We start from the raw sequence: 19,417 nt of genomic DNA on the forward strand, positions 1-19,417 counted from the left end.
TTCAGGGCGGCACATGCGGACTCAGGCACCGGCAAACCCCCATTCATGTCAGTGGTACCGGTAGACTGGAGACAATCCCGCCGGATTCGCGGGGGACAGCACGACAACGCAGACAACGCAGATCGACGCGGCCGCTCCCGCCGGCGCACACGCTGGTCCGGAGTACGGGCTGCGCTGTGCCAGAAAGGGCGCTTCGTGGCCGATTCCGGCGACTCCAACGAGAAGAATTACGACGCCAGTGCGATCCAGGTCCTCGAGGGCCTGGACGCCGTGCGCAAGCGGCCGGGTATGTACATCGGCTCGACGGGCGAGCGTGGTCTGCACCACCTCGTCTACGAGGTCGTCGACAACTCGGTCGACGAGGCGCTGGCCGGACACGCGGACACCATCGACGTGACGATCCTCGCCGACGGCGGGGTGCGCGTGGTCGACAACGGCCGAGGCATCCCGGTCGGCATCGTGCCGTCCGAGGGGAAGCCGGCCGTCGAGGTCGTCCTGACCGTCCTGCACGCGGGCGGCAAGTTCGGCGGCGGCGGCTACGCCGTCTCCGGTGGTCTGCACGGCGTCGGCGTGTCCGTCGTGAACGCCCTGTCGACCAAGGTCGCGGTCGAGGTCAAGACGGACGGCCACCGCTGGACCCAGGACTACAAGCTGGGCGTGCCGACGGCCCCGCTGGCCAAGAACGAGGAGACCGACGAGCACGGCACGTCGGTGACGTTCTGGGCCGACGGCGACATCTTCGAGACGACCGAGTACTCCTTCGAGACGCTCTCGCGGCGCTTCCAGGAGATGGCCTTCCTCAACAAGGGCCTGACCCTGACGCTGACCGACGAGCGCGAGTCGGCGAAGGCCACGGCGGGCGCCGACGACCCGGAGGCGGACACCGCGGAGCCCCAGGCGCGCACGGTGAAGTACTACTACGAGGGCGGCATCGTCGACTTCGTGAAGTACCTCAACTCGCGCAAGGGCGAGCTGATCCACCCGACCGTCATCGACGTCGAGGCCGAGGACAAGGAGCGCATGCTCTCGGTCGAGATCGCGATGCAGTGGAACTCGCAGTACACCGAGGGTGTCTACTCCTTCGCGAACACGATCCACACGCACGAGGGCGGCACCCACGAGGAGGGCTTCCGCGCGGCGCTGACCGGCCTGGTCAACCGCTACGCGCGGGACAAGAAGCTGCTCCGCGAGAAGGACGACAACCTCGCCGGCGAGGACATCCGCGAGGGTCTGACGGCGATCATCTCGGTCAAGCTGGGCGAGCCCCAGTTCGAGGGCCAGACGAAGACCAAGCTGGGCAACACGGAGGCCAAGACCTTCGTGCAGAAGGTCGTCCACGAGCACCTCAGCGACTGGTTCGACCGCAACCCGGTCGAGGCCGCGGACATCGTCCGCAAGGCCATCCAGGCGGCCACCGCCCGCGTCGCGGCCCGCAAGGCCCGTGACCTGACGCGCCGCAAGGGTCTGCTGGAGAGCGCCTCGCTGCCGGGCAAGCTGTCCGACTGCCAGTCGAACGACCCGACCAAGTGCGAGATCTTCATCGTCGAGGGTGACTCCGCCGGCGGCTCCGCGAAGTCCGGCCGCAACCCGATGTACCAGGCCATCCTGCCGATCCGCGGCAAGATCCTGAACGTCGAGAAGGCCCGTATCGACAAGATCCTCCAGAACACCGAGGTCCAGGCGCTGATCAGCGCCTTCGGCACCGGTGTGCACGAGGACTTCGACATCGAGAAGCTCCGCTACCACAAGATCATCCTGATGGCGGACGCCGACGTCGACGGCCAGCACATCAACACCCTGCTGCTGACCTTCCTGTTCCGCTTCATGCGCCCGCTGGTCGAGGCCGGTCACGTCTACCTGTCCCGCCCGCCGCTCTACAAGATCAAGTGGGGCCGCGACGACTTCGAGTACGCGTACTCGGACCGCGAGCGCGACGCCCTGGTCGAGCTCGGCAAGCAGAACGGCAAGCGGATCAAGGAAGACTCGATCCAGCGCTTCAAGGGTCTGGGCGAGATGAACGCCGAGGAGCTGCGCGTCACCACCATGGACGTGGACCACCGCGTGCTCGGCCAGGTCACGCTCGACGACGCGGCGCAGGCCGACGACCTGTTCTCGGTGCTGATGGGTGAGGACGTCGAGGCGCGGCGCTCCTTCATCCAGCGCAACGCCAAGGACGTCCGCTTCCTCGACATCTGAGTCGGCCCGACGCTGACCGCCCGAAAGGATTTCTGACCGGCAATGGCCGACGAAACCACCCCCACCGCCGAGAACCCCGCGGAGGAGCAGCCGCAGCTGCGCATCGAGCCCGTCGGGCTCGAGACGGAGATGCAGCGCTCCTACCTCGACTACGCGATGTCCGTCATCGTCTCGCGTGCGCTGCCCGACGTACGGGACGGCCTCAAGCCCGTCCACCGGCGCGTGCTGTACGCGATGTACGACGGCGGCTACCGGCCCGAGAAGGGCTTCTACAAGTGCGCCCGCGTCGTCGGCGACGTCATGGGCACGTACCACCCGCACGGTGACTCCTCGATCTACGACGCCCTGGTCCGCCTGGCCCAGCCGTGGTCGATGCGCATGCCGCTGGTCGACAGCAACGGCAACTTCGGCTCCCCGGGCAACGACCCGGCGGCCGCGATGCGCTACACCGAGTGCAAGCTGATGCCGCTGGCCATGGAGATGCTCCGGGACATCGACGAGGAGACCGTCGACTTCACGGACAACTACGACGGCCGCAACCAGGAGCCGACGGTCCTGCCGGCGCGCTTCCCGAACCTGCTGATCAACGGCTCCGCCGGTATCGCGGTCGGCATGGCCACCAACATCCCGCCGCACAACCTGCGCGAGGTCGCGGCCGGTGCCCAGTGGGCGCTGGAGCACCCGGACGCCTCGCACGAGGAGCTGCTCGACGCGCTCCTGGAGCGCATCAAGGGCCCTGACTTCCCGACCGGTGCCCTGGTCGTGGGCCGCAAGGGCATCGAGGAGGCGTACCGCACCGGTCGCGGCTCCATCACGATGCGCGCGGTGGTCGAGGTCGAGGAGATCCAGAACCGCCAGTGCCTGGTGGTCACGGAGCTCCCGTACCAGACCAACCCCGACAACCTCGCGCAGAAGATCGCCGACCTGGTCAAGGACGGCAAGATCGGCGGCATCGCCGACGTGCGCGACGAGACCTCGTCGCGCACGGGCCAGCGCCTGGTGATCGTCCTGAAGCGCGACGCCGTCGCCAAGGTCGTGCTGAACAACCTGTACAAGCACACCGACCTGCAGACGAACTTCGGCGCGAACATGCTGGCGCTGGTGGACGGGGTGCCGCGCACCCTGTCGATCGACGCGTTCATCCGCCACTGGGTGCAGCACCAGATCGAGGTCATCGTCCGGCGCACGCGCTTCCGTCTGCGCAAGGCGGAGGAGCGGGCCCACATCCTGCGCGGCCTGCTCAAGGCGCTGGACGCGATCGACGAGGTCATCGCCCTCATCCGGCGCAGCAACACGGTCGAGATCGCGCGCGAGGGCCTGATGGGCCTGCTGGAGATCGACGAGATCCAGGCCAACGCGATCCTGGAGATGCAGCTGCGCCGCCTGGCGGCGCTGGAGCGGCAGAAGATCGTCGCCGAACACGACGAGCTCCAGGCCAAGATCAACGAGTACAACGCGATCCTGGCCTCGCCGGAGAAGCAGCGCTCGATCGTCAGCGAGGAACTGGCCGCGATCGTCGAGAAGTACGGCGACGACCGGCGCTCCAAGCTGGTGCCCTTCGACGGTGACATGTCCATCGAGGACCTGATCGCCGAAGAGGACATCGTCGTCACGATCACGCACGGCGGCTACGTCAAGCGCACCAAGACCGAGGACTACCGCTCGCAGAAGCGCGGCGGCAAGGGCGTGCGCGGCACGAAGCTGAAGCAGGACGACCTGGTCGACCACTTCTTCGTGTCCACCACGCACCACTGGCTGCTGTTCTTCACGAACAAGGGCCGCGTCTACCGGTCCAAGGCGTACGAGCTCCCGGACGCCGGCCGCGACGCGCGCGGGCAGCACGTGGCGAACCTGATGGCCTTCCAGCCGGACGAGAAGATCGCCCAGGTGCTCGCGATCCGCGACTACGAGGCGGCGCCCTACCTGATCCTGGCCACCAAGGGCGGCCTGGTGAAGAAGACGGCGCTCAAGGACTACGACTCCCCGCGGTCGGGCGGCGTCATCGCGATCAACCTCCGGGAGACGGAGGGCGGCGGCGACGACGAGCTGATCGGCGCGGAGCTGGTGTCCGCCGAGGACGACCTGCTGCTCATCAGCAAGAAGGCGCAGTCGATCCGCTTCACGGCGACCGACGAGGCGCTGCGCCCGATGGGCCGTGCCACTTCGGGTGTGAAGGGCATGAGCTTCCGCGAGGGTGACGAACTGCTGTCGATGAGCGTTGTCCGGCCGGGTACGTTCGTCTTCACCGCCACCGACGGCGGCTACGCGAAGCGGACGGCCGTGGACGAGTACCGCGTCCAGGGCCGTGGCGGTCTCGGCATCAAGGCGGCGAAGATCGTCGAGGACCGCGGTTCGCTGGTCGGCGCGCTGGTGGTCGACGAGTCGGACGAGATCCTCGCCATCACGCTCGGCGGTGGTGTGATCCGTACGCGCGTCAACGAAGTCAGGGAGACCGGCCGTGACACCATGGGCGTCCAGCTGATCAACCTGGGCAAGCGCGATGCCGTGGTCGGCATCGCTCGTAACGCCGAGGCAGGTCAGGAAACTGACGAGGCCGACGAGATCGAGTCAGAGATCGAGGCTCCGGCGGGCGACGCACCGGCCGCCGGGGCGGCCGAGGGCACGGAGCCCTCGGTCGGGGAGCACGAGGAGTAAGTCGTGAGTGGAGCCACGGGCGCCGGACCGGCCAAGACTGGAGCGAACGGTGCCCGTGGCCCCGCCGCGGACTCCCAGGGGGGAACCGTGACGGACACCCGAGAACCGGAGCCCAAGCCGAAGGCGCAGACCAAGGCGAAGGACCAGGCCGGGGACAAGCCGAAGGACCGGGCCGAGAGCCTGGTCAAGGACGAGGGCGGGCAGGAGCCCAAGGCGCAGCCCAAGCCGCAGGCCAAGCCGCAGCCCCAGAAGCCCCCGCAGGCCTACGCGGCGCCCTCGGGCCCGGGTGCGCAGCGCGGGGCCCGTCCGGGGGTCCGTACGGCCCCCAGGACCCGCAAGGCGCGGCTGCGGGTGGCCAAGGCCGACCCGTGGTCGGTGATGAAGGTCAGCTTCCTGCTGTCGATCGCGCTGGGCCTGTGCACGATCGTCGCGGCGGCCGTGCTGTGGATGGTCATGGACGCCATGGGCATCTTCTCGACCGTCGGCGGCACCATCAGCGAGGCCACCGGCTCGAACGAGAGCAACGGGTTCGACCTCCAGTCGTTCCTGTCGCTGCCGCGCGTGCTGATCTTCACCTCGGTGATCGCGGTGATCGACGTGGTGCTGATGACGGCGCTGGCGACGCTGGGCTCGTTCATCTACAACCTGTCGGCGGGCTTCGTGGGCGGCGTGGAGCTCACGCTGGCCGAGGACGAATGACCCGCTGACTGACCTGCGGGAAAGCCCCGCGGGAGCGGATTTGGGTTCCACTGCGTCTGTGCGCTAATCTTCAGGAGTCAGCGCGCAGGCGCGGAGGGGCTATAGCTCAGTTGGTTAGAGCGCATCCCTGATAAGGATGAGGCCACAGGTTCAAATCCTGTTAGCCCCACAGAGTAGGAAGACCCCCAGGCCACGGCCTGGGGGTCTTCTTCGTTGGGCCGTCCGGGGGGCTCCCAGGTAACCGATCGGTATCGGTCGGTGTGTATTGTTGGCCGCCAGAAGTCCCCAACGTCTACGAAAGACGAGGTCGCGCCGTGAAGAAGCTGCTCCTGGTCGCACTGGCCGCCATCGGCGGGCTCCTCGTGTACCGCCAGATCCAGGCGGACCGCGCCGAGCAGGACCTGTGGACGGAGGCAACCGACTCCGTGCCCTCTGGTTCCGGTGTGTGAGCCCCACGATTGATTCCACGAAGCCCCGGCCGCCGCTGCTGCCGGGGCTTCGTGCCGTCCTGGCGGCGGTCCGTGGACCCGTTCCCCCGTGAGGAGTTCGGGTTCGCGAAGATGTGGATTGCGGTAGCGAATTCGGGGTGGGTGTGATGGTTCGGGTGGGTCGGACGCGACGGGTGCCGCTGGCCGGGGCGGCCGCCCTGGGGCTGGTGGCGTGGCTGGCATGGCTCCCCGGGGCCGCGTACGCGGTGCCGGCCGCCGGGCCCTCGGCGGGGCCCTCCGCCGGCTCCCCGGGCTCCGGGCAGCCGCTGCCGGAGTACCGCCGGGCCGAGGGCGCCAAGCAGGTCCAGGGCAGGCCCTCGACGGCGGACGCCCCGCTCCTGGAGGCCGGCACCTTCTACGAGGACACCCTCGCCCCGGGCGAGCGGGTCTACCGGCTCGGCCTCGACGACGCGTCCAGCGTGTACGTCTCCGCCGTGCTGCGGCCGCCCGCCGGGGCGAAGGTCGGCTACGGGGACGACCTGGAGGTCGAGATCATGACCAGCGGGGGCCGGTCCTGCCCGGACGCCGGCCGCGCCTCCTTCGGCTACGACGCGGTGCCGCTCGGCGCGGTGGGGCAGCGGCGGCTCCAGGAGGACGCCGAGTGCCAGTCCGCCGGCACGTACTACGCGAAGGTGACCCGGAGCGCGGGCAAGGACTCCGCGCAGGCGGCCTGGCCGGTGGAGCTCCTCGTCATGCGCGAGCCGGCCCCGGCCGCCGGCACCGCCCCGACCACCGCGCCCAGCGTCCGGCCCTCGGCCTCCCCGGCCCTGCCCGGCACGGACCCGGTGGCCCGTACGGGCGGCACCGGCTTCAACGACGCGCGCGCCCTGGGTCCCGGGGTGTGGCGGGACGACCTGCGCCCCGGACAGACCCGGTTCTACCGGGTGCCGCTGGACTGGGGGCAGCAGCTCGGGATCGGCGCCGAGATCGCCAAGGCCCGGCTGACCAAGGACTACGGCTCCGCCTCCAACGGGCTCACCGTGGCGCTGTACAGCCCGTACCGGGGGCCGGTGGAGTCCAAGGACACCTCGTACGACGGGAAGCAGGCGGCCGTGACGCTGCCGAAGACCGCGCCGGTGGCGTACGAGAACCGTTTCTCCAGCGTGAGCGAGGTACGGCCCGTGCGGGTCGCGGGGTGGTACTACGTCGCCGTCACCCTGGGCGCGAAGGTCGGGGAGTTCACCGAGGACGCGACCCCGGTGCCGCTCACCCTGCGGCTGGACGTGACCGGCGGCCCGGCCAAGGGCCCGGGGTACCGGGAGAGCCTGGCGGCCGCCGGGTTCGGCGTCGGCGAGGCCGACCGCACCGCCGCGAAGGAGGGCCTCACCGCCCCGGAGGCGGCGGCCGCGCGGGACACCGCCTCGGTCATGCGGGTCGTGGCCGGGGCCGGCTTCGGGACGGGGACGGTGCTGCTGCTCGTGCTCGGGGGCTGGTTCCTGCTGGCCCGCCGGGGCGGGGCCCGCACCCGCTAAAGCTGCGTCAGGGCCCAGACGCCGACCGCGAAGCACAGCAGGGCCGCGGTGACGATGCCGGCGGTGACCTTCGCCGGGGGCGGGGCGATCCCGCCGGCGCGGGCGGGCGGCGCGGCGGCGACCGGGGCGGTGACGGAGCCCTGGCCGAACGGGGCCGCCGGTGTCGGCGGGGTCGCCGGGGTGGCGGTCGGCGGCGCCAGGTGGAAGCCGTCCGTCGCCGGGGTCGCGGCGGTCTCCGCGGGCCCGTACGCGAGCGGCGGCGGCCCGAAACCCGCCGGGGCCGCCGGAGCCGCGGGGGCCGTCGCGGCAGCCGCCGCGGGGGCCGCCGCGGGGGCGCCCGCCGGCCCCTGGGGGCCGAAACCGGCGGGAAGCGGCCCGAGTTGGTCGAACACCTCGACCGGCTCCTCGCCCGCGGCGGGCGCGGGCAGCAACTGGGCGGCCTCGGCAAGGGCCTTGCGCGCCCCTGTGGCGGTCCGGAACCGGCTTCCGGGGTCCGGGTGCAGGAGGTTCGAGATCACGCCCCACAGGGGCGCGGGGACGCCTTCGGGGGCTTCGGGGACGCCGTGCGCCCTGAACTGCTCCACCAGCGCGTGGGAGTCGGGCTTGCGGCCGTGCAGGAGGTACAGGGCGACCAGGCCGACGGCGAACAGGTCGGCGGGGAAGTCGGGCTCGGCGCCCGTCAGTTGCTCGGGGGCGAAGTAGCCGGGCGTGCCGACGACGTAGTCGGTCTCCGTGAGCCGGGGCTCGCCCTTGCGCATGGAGATGCCGAAGTCGGACAGCCGCAGGTGCGGCCGCCCGGTTCCGGTGGCCTCCATCAGGATGTTGGCCGGCTTGATGTCCCGGTGGACGACGCCCTCCGCGTGCACCGCCGCCAGCCCGGACAGCAGCTGGTCGAGCAGTACGCACACGAAGCGGGGCGGCAGCGGCCCGTAGTCCCCGATCACGTGGGCGAGGGAGCCGCCGGCCACGAGGTCCATGGTGAACAGGACCTTGTCGTCGTCCGCCGCCCAGCTGGCCGGGGCCAGGACGTGCGGGTGGTCGATGCGCAGGGCCTGCTCGCGCACGAACCGCAGCAGGGTGTGGGCATCGCTCTGCAGGAGGACCTTCGCGGCGACGTACCGCCGCCGGCGCTGGTCCCAGGCGCGCCAGACGGCGCCCGCGCCGCCCCGCCCGATGGGATCGACCAGCTCGTACCGGCCGGCGAAGACCTCACCCATGACCGCGCCCCTCCCCCGTCACCCGTGTCCGTCAGTTCTGGTGGGCCTCGTAGTGGGCGACCGCCTCGGAGGTGCGGCCCGCCCCGTAGACCCGGAGGAACTCTGCCAGTTCCGGATGGCTGGGTGCGAGGGTGTCCGCCGCCTCGATGATGTCGCCGGCCGCCGCGACGGAGCGCAGCAGCGACTGGATCTCGCGGACGACCCGCTTGACGGTGGGCGCGCCGGAACTCGTGGTGGTCTGGCCGCTGTTGCTGAGGACGGAACCCCCCTGGGTGTGCTTGATCTCGTCCATCCGGTCGGTGGCCTCGGCGGCGCTGACGCTGCCGTCCGCCACCTGGCCCGCGAGGTCCTGGAGGGCCTGGACCCGCTGGACCACGGCCGGGTTGCCGATCTTGGCGCGCTGCCCGCTCATCAGCTGGGACAGCATCGGCGCCGAAAGCCCGAGCACGGCAGCAAGGCGGGCCTGGTTGAGACCGAGGTCATCTATGAGCCGCCGGAACAGCGCGCCGAGCGGCTCCCCGTACCAACTGCGCTGGAGTTCCCGGGCTCTGGCCGTGGCCTCCTGCTGTACTGCGTCCACTCTTCCTACTCCCCTTCGCTGGTGCGAACCTCGCGAGCATCTTACGGAGCGTGGTCGCGAGGCGGGAGTCCCTATCATTTTGCGGGATGCGGGGGTGCACCGGGTACTCTGTCCTGCGGAACGGACACTCCTTTCTGGGGAGCGTCCGCGTCCGGTTGCTCGGGGCCTTAGCTCAGTTGGTAGAGCGCTGCCTTTGCAAGGCAGATGTCAGGAGTTCGAATCTCCTAGGCTCCACATCGAAAGACCCCCTGACCAGCGGAAACGCCGGCCAGGGGGTCTTTTTCGTCCGCCCGGTACGCGGACCCCGGCGGTGCGCGGGGCTCCGGAGGCGGCCGCCCGACGGCGGCCGGGGTCCCCCGTACGGCCCAGTCACCCGGCCGTACGGCGGATGGTGGCCGACAGTGGGGGAAGGCAATGAGGCCAGGGGGCGACACCACGCCGGAGGCGCACGCACATGGGACTCTTCGATTTCCTGAAGTCGGACAAGAAGAAGGAACACGAGGCCGCCGAGAAGGCGAAACGGCAGATGGAGCAGCGGGCCGGGGCGGCGCCCGGGGCCGCGGGGCCCAAGACGGGCTCCGAGACGGGCTCCAGGTACGCGGACTCCTACACGGACGCCGCGTCCGCCACCAGGGCGGCCGCCGAGCGCATGGCGGCCTCCGCCAAGCCCAAGCCGCCGCCGGCCGCGCCGGGGCACATGGCGCCCGCCGCGCCGAGCCCCACCTCGGCGGCGCACAAGGCGGTCCCGGTCCCGCCGAAGACGGTGCCGCCGAAGCCGGCGGCGGCCGCGAAGAAGCGCACGTACACGGTGAAGCCCGGGGACTCGCTGTCCGCGATCGCCCGCCGGGAGCTGGGCAACGAGGCCCGCTGGCGCGAGCTGTACGCCATGAACCGGGGCGTGGTCGGCTCCAACCCGGACCTCATCCGCCCGGGGATGGTGCTGACCCTGCCGGGATAGGCCGCCGCGTGACGCACGAGGGGCCCGGATTCCGTCGTGGATCCGGGCCCCTCGTCCGTGCCGGCCGGCTCAGGTGTCCTGGCCGCCGCCGCTCGACTCGCGTTCCTTCGCCGCCAGCTCGTCGTCGAAGGAGGCCGGCGGCGCGTCCTGCGCCGAGAGCTCCGTGGCCGCCGGGGGCTCGACGAGCCAGTCCGGGTTCGACTGCTGGTCCCACCACCTCCACGCCGCGTAGGCGGCGCCCGCCAGCAGCCCGGCCAGCGCGGCGCCCTTGACCCAGCGCCCGCAGCGGGCCCGCCGCTCGTGGCGCCGCACCAGCCGGTGCACCTCCTTCGCGGACACCTGGCCGCGCAGCGCCGCGAGGGCCGCCGTCGACCGGGACGCTGCCTCCTCGGCGACCGGCCGGCTCGCCGCGAGGGCGCTCTCGAACCGGGGCGCCGTGTAGTCGGCCGCGTGGCGCGCCGCGAGGCGCGTCTGGTGGACGGCCTTCACCGCGGCGCGGTCCACGGTGGGGGGCACGTGCGTACGGGCCGCCACCATCCTCGGATGAAGGTGGTTGTCGTACGCCGAGCGCGCGTGCAGCGAGGCCTGGCCGGCCGCGTGGGAGACCTTCGGCGCCAGCCGCTCGTTCGCCTCGTGCGCGTAGTGCGCGGCCGCGTCCATGGCGGTCTCTGCGTACGGCGCCACCACTTCCGCTGCGTGCTTCACGGCGTCCCTGGCGTTCTCGGCGGCCAGGCGCACGCTGTCCTTGCGGGTCACGGGATCCTCCTCCTCGGTGGCGGACACAGTTCACCTTTCCACCCTTTGTCGGATCATGCCTGCCGCAGCGCCGCCCGCGCATGCGTGACAGGGCATACGGGTGGAGGATTTCCGTGGCGTTCTGCCCGCCGTGCGAGGATCGGCCCCGACAGTGATGACTATGGAAGGCAGATCCGTGGCCGAGAAGCTCTACGCCACCCTGAAGACCAACCACGGCGACATCGAGATCGAGCTGCTGGAGAACTTCGCTCCGAAGACCGTCCGGAACTTCGTGGAGCTCGCCACGGGCGCCCGGGAGTGGACCCGGCCCACCGACGGCCAGAAGACCACCGCCCCGCTCTACGACGGCACCGTCTTCCACCGCGTCATCAGCGGGTTCATGATCCAGGGCGGCGACCCGCTCGGCAACGGCACCGGCGGCCCCGGCTACCAGTTCGCCGACGAGTTCCACCCCGACCTGGCGTTCACCAAGCCCTACCTGCTGGCCATGGCCAACGCCGGCCCGGGCACGAACGGCTCGCAGTTCTTCATCACCGTCGCCCCCACGGCCTGGCTGACCCGCAAGCACAGCATCTTCGGCGAGGTCACCGACGCGGCCAGCCGCAAGGTCGTCGACGCCATCGCGTCCGGCCCGACCAACCCGCGCACCGAGCGGCCGCTGGACGACGTGATCATCCAGTCGGTCTCCATCGAGCGACGCTGACCCGCCGGGGCGGCGGGGCGGGAACCTTTGAGCCCCGCCCGTCCGTACTCGATGTGTACCGGACCGGCGGGGCGTGAGCCCTGCCCCCGCCGCCGACCGAGGGGACCGATGGACACCGACCGTCTGCCGGGCTGCTACCGCCACCCGGACCGCGACACGGGCATCAGCTGCACCCGCTGTGAGCGGCCCATCTGCCCGGAGTGCATGATCAGCGCCTCGGTGGGCTTCCAGTGCCCCGAGTGCGTCCGGGGCGGCTCGGGCACCGGGCATTCCGCCGCGGCCAACGCCCCGCGCACGGTCGCGGGCGGGCTGGTGGCCGCCGATCCCCAGCTCATCACCAAGATCCTCATCGGGATCAACGCGGCGGTCTTCCTCGCCGTGCTGGCGGCGCCGGGTCTGGCGGTGCGGCTGGAGCTGCTCGGGCGCTACGTGGAGTACTACGGGGCGCCCGTCGAGGGGATCTCCACAGGGCAGTACCACCGGCTGCTGACCTCGGTGTTCCTGCACGTCGAGTGGTGGCACATCTTCGGCAACATGCTCGCCCTGTGGGTGATCGGCGGTCCGCTGGAGGCGGCCCTCGGGCGCGTCCGCTACCTGGCGCTCTACCTGCTGTCCGGGCTGGGCGGCAGCGCGCTCGTCTACCTGCTGACCGCTCCGAACACGCCGACCCTCGGCGCCTCGGGCGCCGTCTGCGGCCTGCTGGGCGCCACCGTGGTCCTCGCCCGCCGGCTCCGCTACGAGATGCGGCCGGTCCTGGTCACGCTCGGGCTGATGCTGCTCATCACCTTCGTGCCGTTCGGCGGCCTGTCGGTCTCCTGGCAGGCGCACATCGGCGGCCTGGTGACCGGGGCGCTGGTCGCGCTGGGACTGCTCGCGCCCGCCACCGGGCGCAGGCGCGCGTTCGTCCAGGTGGCGGCCTGCGCGACGGTCTTCCTGCTGGCCGTGGTGCTGATCGTGGTCCGTACGGCCGAACTCACCTGATCACACCGGCGTCAACTCTCCACAGAGTTATCCACAGATCTTCTGTCTTTTCCTCAGGTGTGGATGACGCTGTGGATAACTCATGGGGAGAGCTTGCGCCGCTCGGCTATCCGGGTATCGTGCCCGGCGCTACTTCCACTGTGTCGAGACGCCGAAACCGGCCGCGATGAAGCCGAAGCCGACCACGATGTTCCAGTTGCCCAGCGCCTCCACCGGCAGCTGGGTGTCGGTCACGTAGAAGACCACGATCCACGCGAGTCCGATGAGGAAGAAGGCCAGCATGACCGGGGCGACCCAGCTGCGGTTCGTCAGCCTGATCGCCTGCGCCTGCTTCGCCGGCGGCGGCGTGTAGTCGTCCTTCTTGCGGATACGTGACTTCGGCACGAGGGGCTCTCCTGTCGATGCGCTGGGGGACCTTGCCTGCCCCGGGCGTCCGTTAGCGTAGTGGACCTCTGGCGTTGAAGGAGAAGGGTACGTTGAGCAATTCCGACGACTCCTCCACGGGTGGCCGCCGCCGGGCCAGGCCCGTCCGGCTGCTGACGGCCGCCGTCTTCGCCCTCGCCGGGCTCATCTTCGTCACCAGCTTCAACACCTCCAAGGGTACGAACATCCGGACGGACGCCTCACTCCTGAAGCTGTCCGACCTCATCCACGAGCGCAGCGCCAAGAACGCCGAGCTGGAGAAGACCGCTGCCGCCGCCCGCGCCCAGGTCGACGCCCTCGCCGAGCGCGACAACGGCAGCACCAAGGCCGAGGAGGCCCGCCTCGCCGCCCTGCGCGCCGCCTCCGGCACCGAGGAGCTCACCGGCCGGGGCCTGACGGTCACCCTCAACGACGCGCCGCCGAACGCCACCGCCCGCGTCCCCGGCGTCCCCGAACCGCAGCCCAACGACCTGGTGATCCACCAGCAGGACCTCCAGGCCGTGGTGAACACCCTGTGGCAGGGCGGTGCCGAGGGCATCGAGGTCATGGGCCAGCGGCTGATCTCCACCAGCGCGGTGCGCTGCGTCGGCAACACCCTGATCCTCCAGGGCCGCGTGTACTCGCCCCCCTACGTGGTGTCCGCCGTCGGCGACCCGGGCGCGCTGCGCAAGGCACTCGCGGCCTCCCCCGCCATCCAGAACTACCAGCTGTACGTCAACGCGTACGGGCTGGGCTGGAAAGTGGACGAGGAGAAGCGGCTGACACTTCCCGGCTACTCCGGCACAGTGGACCTCCACTATGCGAAGCCGCTGGAGTCCGCCGCGTCCTGACGTCGTACTGCGCCTGGTGGTGCGGACGTTCAGCGAGGTGTGCCTGACGGCCGGGACGCTGATCGTGCTGTTCGTCGCGTACGTCCTCCTGTGGACCGGGGTCAAGGCCGACCGGGCCATGGAAGCCGAGCGCGGCCGCCTGCGCGCCGGCTTCGCCGCGGCCCCGGCGGCGGACCCCGCAGCGGCGTCCGGCACCCCGGCGGCCCCCTCCACGCCCCCGGCACCGGCGCCCTACCCGCACGGGCGGGCCTTCGCCGAGATGTACGTCCCCCGCTTCGGCGCGGACTGGAGCAGGCCGGTCCTGGAGGGCACGGACCCCGAGCCCCTGAAGAAGGGCCTCGGCCACTACACCGGCTCGGCCCGCCCCGGCGGCGACGGCAACTTCGCGGTGGCCGGGCACCGGCGCACGTACGGCGACCCCTTCAAGGACATCCCCGAGCTGCGCCCCGGGGACACCGTGACCGTCCGCGACGCCACCGGCTGGTACACGTACACCGTCCGGGCCGCGCCGCTGCGCATCCTGCCCACCGAGACCGGGGTGGTCGACCCGGTGCCCCGCCGCTCCCCCTTCGCCACCCCGGGCAAGTACCTCACGCTGACCACCTGCGACCCCGAATGGGGACACAGCCACCGGCTGGTCGTCTGGGCGGAGCTGACCGGAACCCGGCCCGCGGCCCCCGCCGGGAGCGGGTGATTGCCCGGCTGACCCCCGCCGCGGGGCCCCAGGCCCGTAGGCTGTTGCGGTACCGCCCCCGCGGTACGAGGAACGAACGTGGACGACGAAGGAAACAGACGGAATGTACGGCTGGATCTGGCGGCATCTGCCGGGCAACGCGTGGGTGCGGGCGCTGATCTCTCTCGTACTGGTCCTGGCGGTGGTGTTCGTGCTGTTCCAGTACGTCTTCCCGTGGGCCGAGCCGCTCCTTCCGTTCAACGATGTGACGGTGGACGAGGGATCGGGAGCCACTCCGTGAGCGCGCGCATTCTGGTGGTCGACAACTACGACAGCTTTGTCTTCAATCTGGTCCAGTACCTCTACCAGCTCGGTGCCGAGTGCGAGGTGCTGCGCAACGACGAGGTCGAGCTCGCGCACGCCCAGGACGGCTTCGACGGCGTCCTGCTGTCCCCCGGCCCCGGTACGCCGGAAGAGGCGGGCGTCTGCGTCGACATGGTCCGGCACTGCGCCGCCACGGGGGTCCCCGTCTTCGGCGTCTGCCTCGGGATGCAGTCCATGGCCGTCGCCTACGGGGGCGTCGTGGACCGCGCGCCGGAGCTGCTGCACGGCAAGACCTCGCCCGTGGTCCACGAGGGCCTCGGCGTCTTCGCCGGACTGCCGTCGCCCTTCACCGCGACCCGCTACCACTCGCTCGCGGCCGAGCCGCAGACCCTGCCCGGCGTGCTGGAGGTGACCGCGCGGACCGAGGACGGGATCATCATGGGCCTGCGCCACCGGGAGCACGACGTGGAGGGCGTCCAGTTCCACCCCGAGTCGGTACTGACCGAGTGGGGCCACCGGATGCTCGCGAACTGGCTCGTGCGCTGCGGTGACGCCGGAGCCGTCGAGCGGTCGGTGGGACTGGCGCCGGTGGTGGGCAAGGCCGTCGCGTGACGGCGGTCGCGCCGTCCGCGCCCAGTGAGGGCCGGGCCGCGCGGCGCAAGGCGGCCCAGGCGGCCGCGAAGCGCTCCCACGCGCGCGCCCGCGGGCGCGGTGGCGGCCGGGGCCGCAGGCGGGCCCGCCCGCGCTCCGGCGGGCCGCTGGTGGTGCTCAGCCGGGCCGTGGGCGAGCTGTTCATCACCGCCGGTGTGGTGATGCTGCTCTTCGTCACCTACCAGCTCTGGTACACGAACGTCCTGGCGGAGCGGGCGGCCGACGGAGCCGCCGGCTCGCTCCAGCAGACCTGGAAGCAGCCGCCGGCGACGGGCGCGGCCCCGCCGGTGGCCGCCTTCGAGCCCGGCCAGGGCTTCGCGATCCTGCACATCCCGAAGCTGGACCTGAAGGTGCCCGTGGCGGAGGGGATCAGCAAGGCGAAGGTCCTCGACAAGGGGATGGCCGGCCACTACGGCGAGGGCGCGCTGAAGACGGCGATGCCGTCCGACCAGCAGGGCAACTTCGCGGTCGCCGGACACCGCAACACCCACGGGGAACCGTTCCGCTACATCAACCGGCTGGTGCCGGGGGACGCGATCGTCGTGGAGACGCGGGACGCGTACTACACGTACCAGATGACCTCGGCGCTGCCGCAGACCTCGCCGACGAACGTGGCGGTGATCAAACCGGTCCCCGAGGGCTCGGGATTCACCGGGCCGGGCCGCTACATCACGCTGACGACCTGCACCCCGGAGTTCACCAGCACCTACCGGATGATCGTATGGGGCAGGATGACCGATGAACGCCCCCGGAACCAGGGCGCCCCGCCCGCGCTGACCAGCCCCTAAGGACGAACCCGCAGTGTCTCGTGCCCGCCGCCGATCCGCACCGCCGCCCGCCGACCGCAGTGTGGTCGCCGGGGCCCTCAGCCTGCTGGGAGAGCTCCTGATCACCGTGGGCCTGGTCCTGGGCCTGTTCGTGGCGTACTCGCTCTGGTGGACCAACGTCCTCGCCGACCGGCAGGCCTCCGCGCGCGGCGACGAGATCCGCCAGCGCTGGGGCAGCCCCTCGCCCTCGGCGAGCGGCCCCGCGCGGCCGGGCGCCCTGGACACCAAGGACGGGATCGGCTTCCTGCACGTGCCGGCCATGAAGAACGGCGAGGTCCTGGTCAAGGAGGGCACCGAGCCGGACGTCCTGAACCACGGCGTCGCCGGCTACTACACGAGCCCGGTGAAGTCCGCGCTGCCCTGGGACGACAAGGGCAACTTCTCGCTGGCCGCGCACCGCGACGGCCACGGAGCGAAGTTCCACAACATCGACAAGGTGAAGACCGGAGACTCGATCGTCTTCGAGACCAAGGACACCTGGTACGTCTACAAGGTCTTCGCCGAGCTGGCCCAGACCTCGAAGTACAACACGGACGTGATCAACCCGGTCCCGAAGGACTCGGGCAAGACGGCCCCCGGCCGCTACATCACGCTCACGACCTGCACCCCCGTCTACACCTCGAAGTACCGCTACATCGTCTGGGGCGAGCTGGTCCGGACGGAGAAGGTCGACGACAAGCGGACCAAGCCGGCGGAGCTGCGCTGACGGCGGTTCCCGCCCTGCCCTGCCCTGCCCCGCCCTGCCCCGACCGGCGCCGGGAGGCGCACCACGTGGAACGGCCCGGCCCCCCTCGTCGAGGGGGACCGGGCCGTTCCACGTGCTCGCCGTGTCCGCTAGCGGTTGCCACCCGTCAGGCCGCCGAACCAGCCACCGCCCTGCTGGCCGCCGTCCTGAGGCTGGTTGGGGTTGGCCATCGTCCGGACGTTGACGACCGTGCCCGCCGGGACCGGCTGCGCGACGGCGGGCTCGGAGATCGTGACCACGGCGTTGTCGTCCGTCGGCCCGCCCAGCACCGCCCCGAAGGTCAGGTTGGCCTGCTTCAGGGTGTTCTTGGCCTGCGCCACGGTCTGACCCGCCAGCTGCGGGACCACGGTCGGCGCCGCGGAGCCCTTGGCGATGCTGACGTTGACCGGGGTGTCCTTGGGCAGCTGCTGACCGGCCTCGTACTGCTGCGCGACGACCGTCTTCGGCGCCGCCCCGGGCTGGTCGACCTCCGTGGTGCTGCCGAGCTTCAGCTTGGCGTCCTGGAGGGCCTTGACGGCCTGCTCCCTCGTGAGCCCCTTGAGGTCGGGGACGACGCCCTTCGCGACCTCCTTGGCGACCTGGAGGGTGATCACCGAACCCTGCTCGGCCTGGCTGCCGCTCTTGGGGTTCTGCTCCAGCACGGTGCCGGGAGCGGCGGTGTCCGACTCGACGAGCTTCTTCTCGACCTGGAACTTCTTCGACTTCAGGTTCGACTCGGCGTCCTCGTACTTGAGGCGCGTGACGTCGGGGACCGCCACCTTGGGCGCGCCCGAGGAGACCTTGACCTTGACCGTGAAGCCCCTGTCGACCTTGGTGTCCGGAGGCGTGCCCTGCGAGCAGACGTTGCCCTTGGGCTGGTCCGCGCAGGGCTCCTCGCCCTCCTTCTCCAGCCCGAGGCCCATGTTCTTCGCGCTGGTCTGTGCCTGCTCGAAGGTCTGGCCGACGAACTTGGGCACGGCCGGGCGGTTGTCCGCGGTGTTGTTGAAGAGGGTCTTGCCGATCAGGATCGCGCCGACCAGCACGAGGACGGCGGCGACCGCCAGCAGGACGGTCGAGGCGCGGCTCTTCTTCTGCTGGCGGCGGCCGTGACCCTGGTCGTAGCCGCCGGGGCCCTGGATCTCGTACGCGTAGTTGCCGTCGCCGCCCCCGGGGGGCATCGGCGGCATCATCGAGGTCTGGCCGGCGTCCGGGGAGCGCAGGGCGGTGGTGGGCTGGTCGTAGCCCTGGTGCCCGTAGCCGCCCTGGTCGGGGTAGCCGTAGCCGGCGGCGCCCATGGCGGCGGTCGCGGCGACGGGCTGGCCTTCGAGGCAGGCCTCGATGTCGGCCCGCATCTCGTCCGCGGACTGGTAGCGGTAGTCGGGGTCCTTGACCAGGGCCTTGAGGACGATGGCGTCCATCACGGGCGTGATCTCGGGGTCGAAGTTCGACGGCGGCTGGGGTTCCTCGCGCACGTGCTGGTACGCGACGGCCACCGGGGAGTCGCCGACGAACGGGGGCCGGACGCACAGCAGCTCGTAGAGCAGGCAGCCCGCGGAGTACAGGTCGGAGCGCGCGTCGACCTGCTCGCCCTTGGCCTGCTCCGGGGAGAGGTACTGGGCGGTGCCGATCACGGCGGCCGTCTGCGTCATCGTCATGCCGGAGTCGCCCATGGCGCGGGCGATGCCGAAGTCCATGACCTTGACCTGGCCCGTCCGCGTGAGCATCACGTTGGCGGGCTTGATGTCACGGTGGACGATGCCGGCGCGGTGGGAGTACTCCAGCGCCTGGAGGATGCCGATGCACATCTCCAGGGTGCGCTCGGGCAGCAGCTTGCGGCCGGAGTGCAGCAGCTCACGCAGGGTCGAGCCGTCGACGTACTCCATCACGATGTACGGGATGGAGATGTTGTCGACGTAGTCCTCGCCGGTGTCGTAGACGGCGACGATCGCGGGGTGGTTCAGCGAGGCGGCCGACTGGGCCTCGCGGCGGAACCGGGCCTGGAAGGACGGGTCACGGGCGAGGTCGGCACGCAGGGTCTTGACGGCTACGGTACGGCCGAGCCGGGTGTCGTGGCCGAGGTAGACCTCGGCCATGCCACCGCGGCCGAGCACGTGGCTCAGCTCGTACCGGCCGCCGAGGCGACGCGGCTCTTCCATAACGTTCCAGCCCTCTCCGTCAGTCCCGACCGCACCCGTGTGTGGTCCGGCGGTGTGCTGTTCGCGGCAAGGCTACCGGCCGATCGTCGGTGATCGGTTCGTGA

Annotated in this window: 18 protein-coding genes, 2 tRNA genes and 1 pseudogene; 16 read left to right on the forward strand and 5 right to left on the reverse strand. The window is 71.1% G+C overall.

Annotated elements, in window-relative coordinates:
- Positions 1 to 174 precede the first annotated feature (174 nt).
- From gyrB to AC069X_RS09505, 6 genes are all read left to right on the forward strand, one after another.
- On the forward strand, positions 175 to 2,196 hold the full coding sequence (gyrB, locus tag AC069X_RS09480) for a DNA topoisomerase (ATP-hydrolyzing) subunit B (protein ID WP_478727016.1): 2,022 nt from the start codon (positions 175 to 177) through the stop codon (positions 2,194 to 2,196).
- A gap of 42 nt (positions 2,197 to 2,238) precedes the next feature.
- A complete protein-coding gene (gene gyrA, locus AC069X_RS09485; RefSeq protein ID WP_478726766.1) occupies positions 2,239 to 4,851 on the forward strand; it encodes a DNA gyrase subunit A in 2,613 nt (870 codons plus the stop codon).
- 3 nt (positions 4,852 to 4,854) lie between these two features.
- Complete coding sequence (locus tag AC069X_RS09490) at positions 4,855 to 5,550, forward strand: DUF3566 domain-containing protein (RefSeq protein WP_478726767.1); 696 nt, start codon at positions 4,855 to 4,857, stop codon at positions 5,548 to 5,550.
- 95 nt (positions 5,551 to 5,645) lie between these two features.
- Positions 5,646 to 5,719 (forward strand) — tRNA-Ile (locus AC069X_RS09495).
- Between the two features lie 145 nt (positions 5,720 to 5,864).
- Positions 5,865 to 5,999: a DLW-39 family protein gene (locus tag AC069X_RS09500; RefSeq protein WP_208809277.1), complete on the forward strand. Its 135-nt coding sequence runs from the start codon at positions 5,865 to 5,867 to the stop codon at positions 5,997 to 5,999.
- Between the two features lie 146 nt (positions 6,000 to 6,145).
- The gene (locus tag AC069X_RS09505) at positions 6,146 to 7,510 is read left to right on the forward strand and encodes a hypothetical protein (RefSeq protein ID WP_478726769.1); all 1,365 of its coding nucleotides are present in this window, start codon (positions 6,146 to 6,148) and stop codon (positions 7,508 to 7,510) included.
- On the opposite strand, the gene AC069X_RS09510 is transcribed toward AC069X_RS09505, so the two are convergent.
- The gene (locus AC069X_RS09510; RefSeq protein ID WP_478726771.1) at positions 7,507 to 8,727 is read right to left on the reverse strand and encodes a serine/threonine-protein kinase; all 1,221 of its coding nucleotides are present in this window, start codon (positions 8,725 to 8,727) and stop codon (positions 7,507 to 7,509) included. The two genes, AC069X_RS09505 and AC069X_RS09510, sit on opposite strands and share 4 nt — an antisense overlap.
- 31 nt (positions 8,728 to 8,758) lie before the next feature.
- Positions 8,759 to 9,307, reverse strand: coding sequence for a helix-turn-helix domain-containing protein (locus tag AC069X_RS09515; protein ID WP_478726773.1), 549 nt, complete (start codon positions 9,305 to 9,307; stop codon positions 8,759 to 8,761).
- Positions 9,308 to 9,468: 161 nt separating this feature from the next.
- Between AC069X_RS09515 and AC069X_RS09520 the strand changes: the two genes are divergently transcribed.
- Both AC069X_RS09520 and AC069X_RS09525 read left to right on the forward strand, forming a co-directional pair.
- A tRNA-Ala gene (locus tag AC069X_RS09520) sits at positions 9,469 to 9,541 on the forward strand.
- 220 nt (positions 9,542 to 9,761) lie between these two features.
- Complete coding sequence (locus AC069X_RS09525) at positions 9,762 to 10,265, forward strand: LysM peptidoglycan-binding domain-containing protein (protein WP_478726774.1); 504 nt, start codon at positions 9,762 to 9,764, stop codon at positions 10,263 to 10,265.
- Positions 10,266 to 10,334: 69 nt separating this feature from the next.
- Here the strand turns inward: AC069X_RS09525 and AC069X_RS09530 are convergent, their stop codons facing one another.
- Positions 10,335 to 11,021: a DUF5324 family protein gene (locus AC069X_RS09530; protein WP_478726775.1), complete on the reverse strand. Its 687-nt coding sequence runs from the start codon at positions 11,019 to 11,021 to the stop codon at positions 10,335 to 10,337.
- Between the two features lie 175 nt (positions 11,022 to 11,196).
- On the opposite strand from AC069X_RS09530, the gene AC069X_RS09535 reads away from it, so the two are divergent.
- Both AC069X_RS09535 and AC069X_RS09540 read left to right on the forward strand, forming a co-directional pair.
- The gene (locus AC069X_RS09535) at positions 11,197 to 11,724 is read left to right on the forward strand and encodes a peptidylprolyl isomerase (RefSeq protein ID WP_478727018.1); all 528 of its coding nucleotides are present in this window, start codon (positions 11,197 to 11,199) and stop codon (positions 11,722 to 11,724) included.
- A gap of 108 nt (positions 11,725 to 11,832) precedes the next feature.
- Positions 11,833 to 12,705: a rhomboid family intramembrane serine protease gene (locus AC069X_RS09540; RefSeq protein WP_478726777.1), complete on the forward strand. Its 873-nt coding sequence runs from the start codon at positions 11,833 to 11,835 to the stop codon at positions 12,703 to 12,705.
- Positions 12,706 to 12,834: 129 nt separating this feature from the next.
- Here the strand turns inward: AC069X_RS09540 and crgA are convergent, their stop codons facing one another.
- Positions 12,835 to 13,089 carry a cell division protein CrgA gene (gene crgA, locus AC069X_RS09545; protein WP_388932855.1) on the reverse strand — a complete coding sequence of 85 codons (255 nt, stop codon included), beginning with the start codon at positions 13,087 to 13,089 and terminating at the stop codon, positions 12,835 to 12,837.
- A 92-nt stretch (positions 13,090 to 13,181) separates the two neighbouring features.
- Between crgA and AC069X_RS09550 the strand changes: the two genes are divergently transcribed.
- The 6 genes and pseudogenes from AC069X_RS09550 to AC069X_RS09575 all read left to right on the forward strand — a co-directional run bounded on the left by AC069X_RS09550 (position 13,182) and on the right by AC069X_RS09575 (position 17,139).
- Positions 13,182 to 13,958: a DUF881 domain-containing protein gene (locus AC069X_RS09550; protein ID WP_478726779.1), complete on the forward strand. Its 777-nt coding sequence runs from the start codon at positions 13,182 to 13,184 to the stop codon at positions 13,956 to 13,958.
- Positions 13,927 to 14,652: a class E sortase gene (locus tag AC069X_RS09555; RefSeq protein WP_478726781.1), complete on the forward strand. Its 726-nt coding sequence runs from the start codon at positions 13,927 to 13,929 to the stop codon at positions 14,650 to 14,652. The genes AC069X_RS09550 and AC069X_RS09555 overlap by 32 nt, the downstream gene beginning before the upstream one ends.
- A gap of 103 nt (positions 14,653 to 14,755) precedes the next feature.
- Entirely contained in the window at positions 14,756 to 14,932 is a 177-nt protein-coding gene (locus AC069X_RS09560; RefSeq protein WP_030011120.1) for a hypothetical protein, read from the forward strand.
- A complete protein-coding gene (locus AC069X_RS09565; protein ID WP_478726783.1) occupies positions 14,929 to 15,567 on the forward strand; it encodes an aminodeoxychorismate/anthranilate synthase component II in 639 nt (212 codons plus the stop codon). The genes AC069X_RS09560 and AC069X_RS09565 overlap by 4 nt, the downstream gene beginning before the upstream one ends.
- A gap of 2 nt (positions 15,568 to 15,569) precedes the next feature.
- A pseudogene (locus AC069X_RS09570) lies at positions 15,570 to 16,394 on the forward strand (class E sortase); the annotation flags it as partial.
- 13 nt (positions 16,395 to 16,407) lie between these two features.
- On the forward strand, positions 16,408 to 17,139 hold the full coding sequence (locus AC069X_RS09575) for a class E sortase (RefSeq protein WP_478726785.1): 732 nt from the start codon (positions 16,408 to 16,410) through the stop codon (positions 17,137 to 17,139).
- 128 nt (positions 17,140 to 17,267) lie between these two features.
- Here the strand turns inward: AC069X_RS09575 and pknB are convergent, their stop codons facing one another.
- The gene (gene pknB, locus AC069X_RS09580; protein WP_478726787.1) at positions 17,268 to 19,313 is read right to left on the reverse strand and encodes a Stk1 family PASTA domain-containing Ser/Thr kinase; all 2,046 of its coding nucleotides are present in this window, start codon (positions 19,311 to 19,313) and stop codon (positions 17,268 to 17,270) included.
- Positions 19,314 to 19,417 lie beyond the last annotated feature (104 nt).

It is taken from the genome of Streptomyces sp. NPDC043896 (assembly GCF_056435605.1).

What these genes read in the sequence shown, in the direction of transcription:
- gyrA (WP_478726766.1), top strand. Translation starts at nt 2,239, where the DNA reads ATGGCCGACGAAACCACCCCCACCGCCGAGAACCCCGCGGAGGAGCAG.
- AC069X_RS09505 (WP_478726769.1), top strand. Translation starts at nt 6,146, where the DNA reads ATGGTTCGGGTGGGTCGGACGCGACGGGTGCCGCTGGCCGGGGCGGCC.
- AC069X_RS09510 (WP_478726771.1), bottom strand. Translation starts at nt 8,727, where the DNA reads ATGGGTGAGGTCTTCGCCGGCCGGTACGAGCTGGTCGATCCCATCGGG.
- AC069X_RS09525 (WP_478726774.1), top strand. Translation starts at nt 9,762, where the DNA reads ATGGGACTCTTCGATTTCCTGAAGTCGGACAAGAAGAAGGAACACGAG.
- AC069X_RS09540 (WP_478726777.1), top strand. Translation starts at nt 11,833, where the DNA reads ATGGACACCGACCGTCTGCCGGGCTGCTACCGCCACCCGGACCGCGAC.
- AC069X_RS09555 (WP_478726781.1), top strand. Translation starts at nt 13,927, where the DNA reads ATGCGAAGCCGCTGGAGTCCGCCGCGTCCTGACGTCGTACTGCGCCTG.
- AC069X_RS09560 (WP_030011120.1), top strand. Translation starts at nt 14,756, where the DNA reads ATGTACGGCTGGATCTGGCGGCATCTGCCGGGCAACGCGTGGGTGCGG.
- pknB (WP_478726787.1), bottom strand. Translation starts at nt 19,313, where the DNA reads ATGGAAGAGCCGCGTCGCCTCGGCGGCCGGTACGAGCTGAGCCACGTG.